This is a genomic window from Frateuria sp., assembly GCF_013362045.1.
Classification (GTDB): Bacteria; Pseudomonadota; Gammaproteobacteria; order Xanthomonadales; family Rhodanobacteraceae; genus Frateuria_A.
This window is the reverse complement of the sequence record NZ_JABFWW010000103.1, coordinates 1-10709: the sequence shown is the minus strand read 5'-3', so window position 1 is coordinate 10709 and position 10709 is coordinate 1. Positions and strand designations below refer to the sequence as shown.

The following is a 10709-nucleotide window of genomic DNA, read 5'->3' as shown; positions in this document are numbered from 1 at the left end:
GGCACGATGCCGCTGACCGCCGGCTGCTCGGAGCTGCCCAGCGCCTGGCCCATCTTCGGGATCGGCGCGGCCTCGACGGCGGTCAGGCGCTCGTAGCTGGGCTTGCTGTGCTCGCCCATGTCCGCTTCGCGGATGCGCTGGATCTCGATGTGCGGGGTCTCGAGCTTGTCGTCGGCGACGATGACCACATGCACCTTGTTGCGCAGCTCGATCTCGACCACGCTGGCGCGCTTCTCGTTGAGCATGAAGTTGGCCACCGCCGGCGGGGCCTGCACCAGCACCTGGCCGGTGTTGTCCTTCATGGCGTGCTCTTCGATCAGTCGCAGGGTCGAGAGCGACAGCGATTCGATGCCGCGGATGTGGCCGTGGCCCTCGCAGCGCGGGCAGACGATCTGGGTCGCCTCGCCCAGGCTCGGGCGCAGGCGCTGGCGCGACATCTCCAGTAGGCCGAAGCGGCTGATGCGGCCGACCTGCACGCGGGCGCGGTCGAGCTTGAGCGCGTCCTTGAGCTTCTCCTCGACCTCGCGCTGGTGGCGCGGGCTGTCCATGTCGATGAAGTCGATGACGATCAGGCCGCCAGCGTCGCGGATGCGCAGCTGGCGGGCGATCTCCACCGCCGCCTCACAGTTGGTGTTGAACGCGGTCTCCTCGATGTCCGAGCCCTTGGTGGCCTTGGAGGAGTTGATGTCGATCGCGGTCAGCGCCTCGGTCTGGTCGATCACGATCGAGCCGCCCGAGGGCAGGCGCACCTGGCGGTCGAACGCGCTCTCGATCTGCGTCTCGATCTGGTAGCGCGAGAAGAGCGGGGTGTCGTCCTTGTACAGCTTGAGCTTGCGCAGGGCGTTGGGCATCACCTGCTGCATGAACTCGCGCGCGTCGTTGTAGAGCGACTCCTCGTCGATGAGGATTTCGCCGATGTCGTTGCGCAGGTAGTCGCGCAGGGCGCGGATGAACAGCTTGGATTCCTGGTAGATCAGGAACGGCGCCTTCTGCTTGGCGGCGGCCTCGGAGATCGAGCGCCACAAAGTCAGCAGGTAGTCCAGGTCCCACTGCAGCTCTTCGGCGTCGCGGCCCATGCCGGCCGTGCGCACGATCAGGCCGACATCGTCGGGGACGTTGAGGTGCTCCAGCGCTTCCTTCAGCGCCTGGCGGTCCTCGCCCTCGATCCGGCGCGAGACGCCGCCGGCCTTCGGGTTGTTGGGCATCAGCACCATGTAGCGGCCGGCCAGGCTGATGAAGGTGGTCAGCGCCGCGCCCTTGTTGCCGCGCTCCTCCTTCTCGACCTGGACGACCAGTTCCTGGCCTTCCTTGAGCAGCTCGCGGATGCTGGACTTGTTGGGATTGAGGCCGGGAGTGAAGTACTGATCCGAGATTTCCTTCAGCGGAAGGAAACCGTGGCGCTCGGCGCCGTAGTCGACGAAGCAGGCTTCCAGCGATTGCTCGACGCGGGTGATGCGGCCCTTGTAGATGTTGGCCTTTTTCTGCTCGCGGGAGGGGATCTCGATGTCGAGGTCGTAAAGGGTCTGGCCATCGACGATGGCCACGCGCAACTCTTCACGCTGAGTTGCGTTGATCAACATGCGTTTCATTGTAGTTTTTTCCTTCGGCCTGGCCGCGCGTCGCGTGCCGCGGTGGCGCCTAACGGGGCAGCCTGCCGGGATCGCGCCGCAGCGGGTGGCGGCAAATAAAACCGGCATCAATCTCCGACACCGGGGTGATTCGTGGCACGCGTTCCTGCCGTCTCGCCACCCCCTGGCGGCGGACAACGGCATCCCGAACCGTTACGATGAGAAGGGAGTTTACGGCCGGCTGCCTGGGTGGCCACCGGCGCAATCCTCGCCGACGTCGCGGACGGGTGCCCGCCCCAATCGAATTCGATGGGAGGGACATAAAACGCCTGCCGAGTATCCTATTACCCCAGGTTTTTTTCAATGCAGACGGCAACTTCCCATGACGCACCTCAAGGTGTGCGTCAAGTCGATATCGGTCCGGAGCGCGACGGCCAGCGGATCGACAATGCCCTGGCCACCCTGCTCAAGGGCGTGCCCAAGAGCATGATCTACCGGCTTCTGCGCACCGGCCAGATACGCGTGAACGGCCGGCGGGCCAAACCCGATACCCGTCTCAGCGCCGGCGATCGGCTGCGGATTCCGCCGGTGCGCACGGGCGAGCGTCCGGCCGAGCAGGGGCCGGCGCCGGACATGGTCGCCACGGTGGCCGGTGCGGTGATCTTCGAGGACAAGCACTTCCTGGTGATCGACAAGCCTTCGGGTATCGCCAGTCACGGCGGCTCCGGCGTGAGCCATGGCGCCATCGAGCTGCTGCGCGCCGCCCGTCCGGACCAGCACCTGGAACTGGTCCATCGGCTGGATCGCGATACCAGCGGCGTGCTGGTGTTCGCCAAGACGCGTGCCGGGCTGACCGGGCTGCAGGCCGCGATCCGGGCAGGCCAGGTGACCAAGCAGTACCTTTGCCTGATGGTCGGACACCCGCCCAAGGCGCGCTTCGACGTCAACGCACCGCTCCTGAAGTCCGTGCTCCAGGGCGGAGAAAGAATGGTAAGAGTGTCCGATAACGGCAAGCCATCACTCACTTTTTTCCGTGAGATGGAGCAGTACACCGGTGCCCGCCTGATGCAGGCGACGCTGGGCACCGGGCGCACCCACCAGATCCGCGTGCATGCGGCGCACGTCGGCCATCCGCTGGCCGGGGACACCAAATACGGCGATCGCGAGGCCAACAAGCACTTCCGCGAAAAGGGCCTGCAGCGGTTGTTCCTGCATGCCGCGCACATGGGCTTCGAACTGGAAGGGCGTGCCTATGGCTTTTCCGCACCACTCCCGGGTGACTTGAGGAATTTCCTCGATACCCTTGGAAACAAAGGAAAAAGCATTCGCTCGCTCAGGCCAGCAGTGCCTCGACCCGCGCCGCGCAAACGAAGTCGTTGAGCGACAGACCGCCCACGTCGTGGGTCGACCAGAGCACCTGGCAGTGCCCATAACCGGCCTCCAGATCGGGATGATGGTCCTCGCGGTTGGCCATGAAGCCGACGGCATTGATGAAACCCAACGTGTGATGGAAGTCTTCGAAACGGAAGTCCTTGACGATGGCCTTGCCATCGGCGCTGGTCCGCCAGCCAGGTAGGGCGGCGAGCAGTTCCCGCACCTGCGCCGGGGCGAGCGCGTGCTCCTTGCCCTTGCGTGGCTGGCAATGCTGGGTGGAGAGGTCGGTGAGGTTCATCGCAGGCTCCGCTGGCAAAGGGGAACGCGAAGCGTCGAAGTAACCGCGGAAAAAGTCAAAAGCCCCGACTTCCGGGCGAAACAGGACTAAAATAGTGCTGTTTCGCCGGCCGTCCCCACCGGCCCTGGAGAGTCCGCCACATGATCGAAATTTCCGACCGTGCTCAGCAGCACTTCCGCCGCCTGCTCGCCCAGCAGGGCGAGGAGCTGGGCATCCTGCTGCGCGTGACCGCGCCGGGCACGCCGGCGGCCAATTGCGAACTGGAGTTCTGCGAGCCGCGCGACCTGGTCGGCAGCGAGTGGCTGGTGGAGTGCGAGGGCTTCAACTTCTATCTGGAAGGCGACAGCGCGCGCTGGCTGGATGGCGCCAGCATCGACTACGAACCCAACCCCACCGGCGGCCAGCTCAACATCCGGGCGCCGCGGATCAAGGGCGAGATACCCGGTGCCGACGCGGGCCTTATCGAGCGGGTGCGTTACGTGCTGGAGGCCGAGATCAACCCGCGCATCGCCTCGCATGGCGGACGCGTGAGCTTGCTCGAGGTCACGTCGGACGGCGCGGTATTGCTGCAGTTCGGCGGCGGCTGCCATGGATGCAGCATGGTGGACGTGACGCTGAAGAATGGTGTGGAGAAGACGCTGCGCGAGCGGGTGCCGGAGATCACCGCAGTGCGCGACGCAACCGACCACAGTGGCGGGCGCAATCCGTACTACAGGGAAAAGGCCGGCAGTTCGGCGATGGGGTGAGCCCTTCGCTCCCGCCTTCCGGGGAAGGCTGGGGCTCGCGATGATGAGAGATCGGAGCGCGGCTTCGAAAGCTTTCCGCCAGCCTCAACCCCTCACCCAAGAGAAGAGGGGAGCGAACGAAAAAGGCCCGCCGGAGCGGGCCTTTTTGCTTTTTATCCGGCAATGCCGAACTTACTTGTCGCCCTGGATATGCCCGTCCAGCGTGCTCAGCTTGGTCGGCAGGCTGGAGAAGTAGGCGGCGACGTCCTCGATGTCCTGGTCGGACAGGGTGGCGACGAAGCCTTTCATGATCGGGTTGTTGCGGCGGCCGTCCTTGTACTCGTGCAGCACCTGCTGCAGGTACAGGTTGTATTGGCCGGCCAGGCGCGGATACTGCGGATCGACCGCGTTGCCGTCTGCGCCGTGGCAGGCGAAGCACGCAGCGGCCTTGGTCTTGCCGTTGGCGACGTTGCCCTCGGCCAGCAGTGCGGTGGAAGACAACGCCAGCACGGCGCCGAAGAGGAGCAGGGTGAGCGCACGCTTCATGCAGAAATCCTTGGAGGCTTACTTGGCGAGGCTGGAAAGATAGGTGGCGATGTCGTCGATGTCCTGGTCGGACAGGCTTTGCGCCTGCGCCATCATCGTCGGGTGGGTGCGCTCGCCGCTCTTGTAGCCGTGCAGGGCGTTGACGATGTACTGCTCGTTCTGCCCGGCGATCTTCGGCACGGGGTAGTCCGGATAGGCGTTGGTGTAGCCCGCCACGCCGTGGCAACCGTTGCAGGTGTAGACCAGCTTGCGGCCGTTGGCCTTGTCGCCCGCGGCATGGGCACTGCCGGTGGCGAGGAGCGCTGCGGCCACGGTCAGGCCGAGCAGTTGCAGTCGAATCATCGAGATCATTCCCGCGCTTGGGTCGGTAGGGTGCAAAGTCGCGGAAGTATAGTGTCTGCGTTGCGCGACGGACAACTTGATGCACCGCCTCGATGGCAATCAGAGGCCTGGGCGCGAGTCCCGGTCGTGCAGGAAACGCTCAGAACAGGCTCTTGAAGATCTGGATGCCGGCCGCGTACTCGCCGATCACGGTGCCCACGCTGACCAGGATGAAATTGAGCAGGGTGCGCGCCACCCGGTTCTTCCACCAGCCGGTCCATTGGCTGATGTCGTCGCGCAGGGTCTCGAAGTCGGCAACGCGCGGCCGGCGGATCCAGGCCTCGGCCATGGCGCTGATGCCGCCGGCGGGAATGCCGGGCCGGAAGGGCTTGATCGGCGCGGCGATGAAGGCCGCCAGGATGCTCAGCGGATGCCCACCCGCCGCCAGCGCCCCCAGCGCGGCGCAGCCGCCAGTGAACAGCACCCAGTTGCGCAGGGCCTGGGCACCGAGCGCGGGGTTGCGGTGGAAGGCATAGCCGATCGCCGCGAACACCAGCAGCACCAGGCCCAGCGCCAGCCACTTGGGCCAGGACGACTTGGGCGGCAATTGCGCAAGCTGCGCGACGCAGTTCGCTGGCGGCTCCTGCTGCTGGCGCAACTGCTCGCACATGCCCTTGAGGTGCCCCGCGCCGATCACCACCAGCACGCGGCGCGCCGCCGGCTCCGCCTGCGCGTGCTCGCGCAGGCGCGCGGCCATGAATGCGTCGCGCTCGCCGATCAGGCTGTTGTAGAGCGGGGCGGAGCTCTGCGCGAACTCGCCGAAGGCGCTCTCCAGCAGATCGCCTTCCTTGAGCTTCTCGATTTCCTTCTCGTCCACCTGCTCGCGCTCGAACACGCTGGCGATCAGTCCGCCGAGCAGGCCGAAGCGCGACCACAGGCCGACGCTGCGCCACGCACGCTTGAGCGTGGTGCCGACCTCGCGGTCGATCAGCCAGACCGGCGCGCGAACGCGTTCGGCGCCTTCCATCGCCGCCTTCATCTCCGCGCCGGGCTGGATGCCGTACTGCGCCGCCAGCCGCTGCTGGAACGAGGACAGCACCAGGCTTGCGGCGACCATGCCGACCTTGCCCTGGCGGATCACCTGGAACAGGTCCATCTGCTTGAACGCATCAGGGTTGCGCATGCCCTCGGCGCGGCTCGGGCAAAGTTCGACCGCGACCGCGTCGAACGCTTCGTTCGCCAGCAGCGCCTCGACCGCCGCCACGCTGGCGCGCGAGACGTGCGCCGTGCCCAGCACCACGTACTCCACGCCGTCGCGGGTGAGGCGCTCCAGTGGCTGGTCGAGGAGGGCGTCGGGGACGGCGCCGGTTTCGGGGAGGGTCATGCAGGATCCGGGGTTCGGGTGGTGGGCTGAAGCCCACCCCGCAGGGTGGTTTTGTAGGGTGGGCTTCAGCCCACCGTTTTCAATCCCGATAACGCTTCAGCAGGTCACCGTAGGCGTCGATGCGCCGGTCGCGCAGGAACGGCCAGATGCGCCGCACGTGCTCGCTGCGCTCGAGGTCGATGTCGGCTACCAGCAGCTCGCGCCCGTCGGTGCCTGCCCGGGCCAGGAACTCGCCCTGCGGCCCCGCCACGAAGCTGCTGCCCCAGAAGCGGATGCCGTTACCGACGCCCGAGGGATCGGCTTCGTAGCCGGTGCGGTTGCAGGCCAGCAGCGGCAGGCCGTTGGCCACCGCGTGGCCGCGCTGCACGGTGACCCAGGCGTCGCGCTGGCGGTCCTTCTCGGCTTGCTCGTCGTTCGGATCCCAGCCGATCGCAGTGGGATAGAGCAGCAGCTGCGCGCCGGCTAGCGCCATCATCCGCGCGGCTTCCGGGTACCACTGGTCCCAACACACCAGCACGCCCAGGCGGCCGACCGAGGTGTCGATCGGCTCGAAGCCCATATCGCCCGGCGTGAAGTAGAACTTCTCGTAGAACGCCGGGTCGTCCGGGATGTGCATCTTGCGGTACTTGCCGGCGATCGCCGCGGAGCGGTCGAAGACCACCGCAGTGTTGTGGTACAGCCCGGCGGCGCGCTTCTCGAAGATCGAGGCGACGACGACGAGCTTGAGCTCCTGCGCCAGCTTGCCGATGCGCTCGGTGCCCGGGCCGGGGATGGTCTCGGCCAGATCGAACTCGTCCACGCATTCGCGCTGGCAGAAGTACGGGCCGTTGTGCAGTTCCTGCAGCAGCGCCAGCTGCGCGCCCGCGGCGGCCGCCTCGCGCAGGCCCGCCTCGATCGCGTCGAGGTTCGCGTCGCGGCTGCCGCGGTTGGTTTCCTGCAGCAGCGCGACCTTGAGGATGGATGTTTTCATGCGGTGCATTATCGCAACCCAGGGTCGCGATGTCCCGTGAAGCGCGCTCCGGCGACGATTTCGGCGTCCGTCGCCCGGCGATGCAGCGGCAAGGCCGGCGTCCGGCGCGACGTGCGCCGTCGGCGCCGGGACGCTTCAGCCCAGCAAGCCGGCAGGCAGTTGCATGGTGATGCAATGCAGGCTGCCGTTCTGCCAGATCAGCGGGCGGCAGGGCACCTGCACCACCTCGCGTCCGGGATAGGCGGCGGCGATGATGCGGGCAGCTTCCTCGTCGGCGACGTCGCCATAGGCGGGCACCAGCACCGCGTCGTTGATGATCAGGTAGTTCGCGTAGGAAGCGGCGAGGCGACGGCCTTCGTCGAGGATCGGCCGAGCCCAGGGCAGCGGCGAGAGGCGGTAGGGCTTGCCTTCGGGCGTGCGCAGCAGGGCGAGTTCGGCGGCCATGCGCTGCAGCTCCGCGTGGTGCGGATCGTCCACATCCTGGCAGGCCTGGAACACGATCCCATCGTTGGGCGCGAAGCGGGCGAGGGTGTCGATGTGCGCATCGGTGTCATCGCCCTCCAGGTAGCCGTGGTCCAGCCACAGCACGCGCCGGGCATGCAGGCGCTCGCGCAGGATCGCGTCCATCGCCTCGCGCGACTGTTCCGGATGGCGCTGGTGCAGACAGCGCCAGGTGGTGAGCACGGTCGTGCCGCCATCGCTTTCGATGCCGCCGCCCTCCAGCGCCCAGTCCACCCGCTCGTGCGCCGCCGGACCGAACACGCCGGCGGTCACCAGGCCGGCGACCAGCGCATCGTCCTGCTCGGCGCCGAACTTGCCGCCCCAGCCGGTGAAGCGGAAATCGGTGAGCTGGAAGCCTTGCGCCGAGACCAGCGTGATCGGGCCCGAATCGCGCAGCCAGGTGTCGTCGTAGGGCAGCTCGACGAAGCGGACGCGCTCCATGTCCACACCGGCGCCGCGCAGCGCGTGCTCGGCGCCGGTGCGCACGCGCGCGTCGGCGACGATCACCACCAGCGGCTGGAAGCGGACGACCGCCGCGGCCAGCGCGGTGTAGGTGGTTTCCACCTCGGCCAGGCGCTCGGCCCAGTCGGTGCCTTCGTGCGGCCAGGCGATCAGCACCGCGTCCTGCGGCTCCCATTCGGCCGGCAGGCGCAGGTTGGGGGAGGAGGTCATCGTGGCACTCGCGCTGCTTGGGGACGAACGGGAAAGTGTAAGCGCGACGCGTGCCACAGGCTACGATCCTTCCCACGTCCCATGGGGGAAGGTGTTTGACTCGCCGGCGCTGAAGCGCCGGCGGAATGGCGAAGCGGACCCCGAAGGGCGAGCGCCAACGATGACGCGAGCAAGGGCGGATCGAGGCGATCCGCGGGAAGCGGCCGAGTGCCTACTGCGCCGTCGCCGGATTGCGGTTGTTGCCGGCGGGCGTGTTGAGCACCGAGTGGATCACGTGGTCGTGCTCGAAGTACACGATGAAGTTGCTGTAGTCCCACCGATTGATCACGGGGTGCTTCTTGGTGTCGCCGCCGCGCGGCTGCAGCTTGCGCTGCGGGGCGCCGTAGCGCTTTTCCACCTGTGCCATGGTCATGCCGCGGGTGGGCAGGTTCATGCCCTGCTCCTGCTGCACGCGCTTGATCAGCAGGTTGTCGCCGGCATGTACTGCCACCGGTGCGCCGAACGCGAGCGCGGCCAGCATCGCCAGGCCGCCAGTCAACTTGACCATGATTCCCCTCTCCGCAAAGTCCAGTGCGGCGCCGTTTGTAGCAGATGTATGGCGGGGGCGCCACGGCGTCTGGCGGCGACTGCGATGGGCTCGGCATTCCAAGCCCGGCTATCATGTCGGGTCGCCCGTATACGTTCCTTCCGATGATCGCGTTCCGCCACTTCGCCCTGCGCCGCGGCAGCCGCCTGCTGCTGTCCGATATCGACCTGACCATCCAGAGCGGCTGGCGCCTGGGCGTGATCGGCCGCAACGGCTGCGGCAAGTCCAGCCTGTTCGCTGCGCTGCAGGGGCGGCTGGAGTCCGACGCCGGCGAGCTGGACCTGCCGGCGAAGCTGCGCCTGGCCTCGGTGGCGCAGGAGACGCCTGCGCTGCCCGACCCTGCGCTGGACTACGTGCTCGGCGGCGACGAGGACGTGGCCGCCGCCCTGCGCGAGGAAGCCGACGCCCTGGCCCGCGGCGACAGCGAAGCGATGGCGCGTGCCCACCACCGCATCGAGGAGCTGCACGGCTACGACGCCCGCGCCCGCGCCGGCCGCCTGCTGCATGGCCTGGGCTTCGCCCCGGAAACCCACGAGCGCGCGGTGAAGGAATTCTCCGGCGGCTGGCGCGTGCGACTGAACCTGGCGCGCGCGCTGATGGCGCCGTCGGATCTCTTGCTGCTGGACGAGCCGACCAACCACCTCGACCTCGACGCCGTGCTGTGGCTGGAGGAATGGCTGCGCCGCTACCAGGGCACGCTGCTGGTGATCTCGCACGACCGCGAGTTCCTCGATGCGGTGACTTCGCACATGCTGCACCTCAACGAGGGCAGGGCGCGGCTGTACACCGGCAACTACAGCGCCTTCGAGCGCCTGCGCGCCGAGCAGTTGCGCCAACAGCAGATCGCGCACGAGCGCGAGCAGGCCGAGCGTGCGCACCTGCAGTCCTTCGTCGACCGCTTCAAGGCCAAGGCCAGCAAGGCCAAGCAGGCGCAGTCGCGCATGAAGCGGCTGGAGAAGCTGGCCGGCACCGAGGCGGTGCGGGCGGAGCGTCCGTTCCGCTTCCAGTTCGCGGTGCCGGAGCGGCTGCCCGATTCGATGCTGCAGTTGGAAGAGGTTTCGGCCGGTTACACGGCTCTGCTCCCTCTCCCCTCCGGGGAGGGGACTGGGGTGAGGGATGGTGCTGGCGATGATGTTGGGTCAGAGCGCGCTTCAATGGAGTCCGGGGCAAGCCTTGGCCCCTCACCCCAACCCTCTTCCCAACGGGGAGAGGGGGCGAACGTGGTTCTTACGGACGTGCGATTTAGATTGGAAGCCGGCGAACGCATCGGCCTGCTCGGTCCCAACGGCGCCGGCAAGTCCACCCTGGTCAAGACCCTGGTCGGCGAGCTACCGTCGCTGGCCGGCGAACGCAAGGCGCACAAGGACCTCAGGATCGGCTACTTCGCCCAGCACACGGTCGAGAGCCTGCGCGAGGGAGCGAGCCCCTTCGACCACCTGCAGGACAAGGCACCAGGTGTGTCCGCGCAGGTGCTGCGCGACTTCCTCGGCGGCTGGAACTTCGCCGGCGACCGCGCCTTCGAGCCGGTCGACGGCTTTTCCGGCGGCGAGCGCGCACGCCTGGCGCTGGCGCTGATCGCCTGGGACAAGCCCAACCTCCTGCTGCTCGACGAGCCCACCAACCACCTGGACCTGGACATGCGCGAGGCGCTGGCCGATGCGCTCGCCGATTTCGACGGCGCGCTGGTGCTGGTCTCGCACGACCGCCATCTGCTCGGCCTGGTCTGCGACAGCTTCTGGCGGGTGGCCGACAGCGTGGTCGAAC

The 10709-nt window shown here is 67.5% G+C and carries 11 protein-coding genes; 3 read left to right on the top strand and 8 right to left on the bottom strand.

Annotation, left to right across the window (positions count from 1 at the left end; genetic code table 11):
- A partial coding sequence (locus HOQ08_RS04995; protein WP_291192278.1) for an Rne/Rng family ribonuclease occupies positions 1-1589 on the bottom strand: 1589 nt, incomplete at its 3' end.
- Positions 1590-1931: 342 nt separating this feature from the next.
- On the opposite strand from HOQ08_RS04995, the gene HOQ08_RS04990 reads away from it, so the two are divergent.
- Positions 1932-2948, top strand: coding sequence for an RluA family pseudouridine synthase (locus HOQ08_RS04990; protein ID WP_291192276.1), 1017 nt, complete (start codon positions 1932-1934; stop codon positions 2946-2948).
- Here the strand turns inward: HOQ08_RS04990 and HOQ08_RS04985 are convergent.
- Positions 2902-3240: a 4a-hydroxytetrahydrobiopterin dehydratase gene (locus HOQ08_RS04985; protein WP_291192274.1), complete on the bottom strand. Its 339-nt coding sequence runs from the start codon at positions 3238-3240 to the stop codon at positions 2902-2904. The genes HOQ08_RS04990 and HOQ08_RS04985 overlap by 47 nt on opposite strands.
- A 140-nt stretch (positions 3241-3380) precedes the next feature.
- Here HOQ08_RS04985 and HOQ08_RS04980 point away from each other — a divergent pair, with 140 nt between their 5' ends.
- Positions 3381-3986, top strand: a complete 606-nt coding sequence (locus HOQ08_RS04980) for an NfuA family Fe-S biogenesis protein (RefSeq protein WP_291192272.1) — start codon at positions 3381-3383, stop codon at positions 3984-3986.
- A 171-nt stretch (positions 3987-4157) separates the two neighbouring features.
- Here HOQ08_RS04980 and HOQ08_RS04975 read toward each other — a convergent pair whose 3' ends face one another.
- The 6 genes from HOQ08_RS04975 to HOQ08_RS04950 all read right to left on the bottom strand — a co-directional run bounded on the left by HOQ08_RS04975 (position 4158) and on the right by HOQ08_RS04950 (position 8906).
- The gene (locus HOQ08_RS04975; protein ID WP_291192270.1) at positions 4158-4511 is read right to left on the bottom strand and encodes a cytochrome c; all 354 of its coding nucleotides are present in this window, start codon (positions 4509-4511) and stop codon (positions 4158-4160) included.
- A gap of 18 nt (positions 4512-4529) precedes the next feature.
- Complete coding sequence (locus tag HOQ08_RS04970) at positions 4530-4853, bottom strand: cytochrome c (protein WP_291192268.1); 324 nt, start codon at positions 4851-4853, stop codon at positions 4530-4532.
- Positions 4854-4992: 139 nt separating this feature from the next.
- Positions 4993-6216: a TraB/GumN family protein gene (locus HOQ08_RS04965; protein ID WP_291192266.1), complete on the bottom strand. Its 1224-nt coding sequence runs from the start codon at positions 6214-6216 to the stop codon at positions 4993-4995.
- Positions 6217-6295: 79 nt separating this feature from the next.
- Complete coding sequence (locus tag HOQ08_RS04960) at positions 6296-7186, bottom strand: carbon-nitrogen hydrolase (RefSeq protein WP_291192264.1); 891 nt, start codon at positions 7184-7186, stop codon at positions 6296-6298.
- A gap of 135 nt (positions 7187-7321) precedes the next feature.
- Positions 7322-8359: an agmatine deiminase family protein gene (locus HOQ08_RS04955; protein WP_291192262.1), complete on the bottom strand. Its 1038-nt coding sequence runs from the start codon at positions 8357-8359 to the stop codon at positions 7322-7324.
- A 211-nt stretch (positions 8360-8570) separates the two neighbouring features.
- A complete protein-coding gene (locus HOQ08_RS04950; RefSeq protein ID WP_291192260.1) occupies positions 8571-8906 on the bottom strand; it encodes a hypothetical protein in 336 nt (111 codons plus the stop codon).
- A gap of 143 nt (positions 8907-9049) precedes the next feature.
- Between HOQ08_RS04950 and HOQ08_RS04945 the strand changes: the two genes are divergently transcribed.
- Positions 9050-10709 (top strand): ATP-binding cassette domain-containing protein (locus HOQ08_RS04945; RefSeq protein ID WP_291192258.1); only part of this gene is annotated, 1660 nt, incomplete at its 3' end.

What these genes read in the sequence shown, in the direction of transcription:
- HOQ08_RS04990 (WP_291192276.1), top strand. Translation starts at nt 1,932, where the DNA reads ATGCAGACGGCAACTTCCCATGACGCACCTCAAGGTGTGCGTCAAGTC.
- HOQ08_RS04985 (WP_291192274.1), bottom strand. Translation starts at nt 3,240, where the DNA reads ATGAACCTCACCGACCTCTCCACCCAGCATTGCCAGCCACGCAAGGGC.
- HOQ08_RS04980 (WP_291192272.1), top strand. Translation starts at nt 3,381, where the DNA reads ATGATCGAAATTTCCGACCGTGCTCAGCAGCACTTCCGCCGCCTGCTC.
- HOQ08_RS04975 (WP_291192270.1), bottom strand. Translation starts at nt 4,511, where the DNA reads ATGAAGCGTGCGCTCACCCTGCTCCTCTTCGGCGCCGTGCTGGCGTTG.
- HOQ08_RS04970 (WP_291192268.1), bottom strand. Translation starts at nt 4,853, where the DNA reads ATGATTCGACTGCAACTGCTCGGCCTGACCGTGGCCGCAGCGCTCCTC.
- HOQ08_RS04965 (WP_291192266.1), bottom strand. Translation starts at nt 6,216, where the DNA reads ATGACCCTCCCCGAAACCGGCGCCGTCCCCGACGCCCTCCTCGACCAG.
- HOQ08_RS04960 (WP_291192264.1), bottom strand. Translation starts at nt 7,186, where the DNA reads ATGAAAACATCCATCCTCAAGGTCGCGCTGCTGCAGGAAACCAACCGC.
- HOQ08_RS04955 (WP_291192262.1), bottom strand. Translation starts at nt 8,359, where the DNA reads ATGACCTCCTCCCCCAACCTGCGCCTGCCGGCCGAATGGGAGCCGCAG.
- HOQ08_RS04950 (WP_291192260.1), bottom strand. Translation starts at nt 8,906, where the DNA reads ATGGTCAAGTTGACTGGCGGCCTGGCGATGCTGGCCGCGCTCGCGTTC.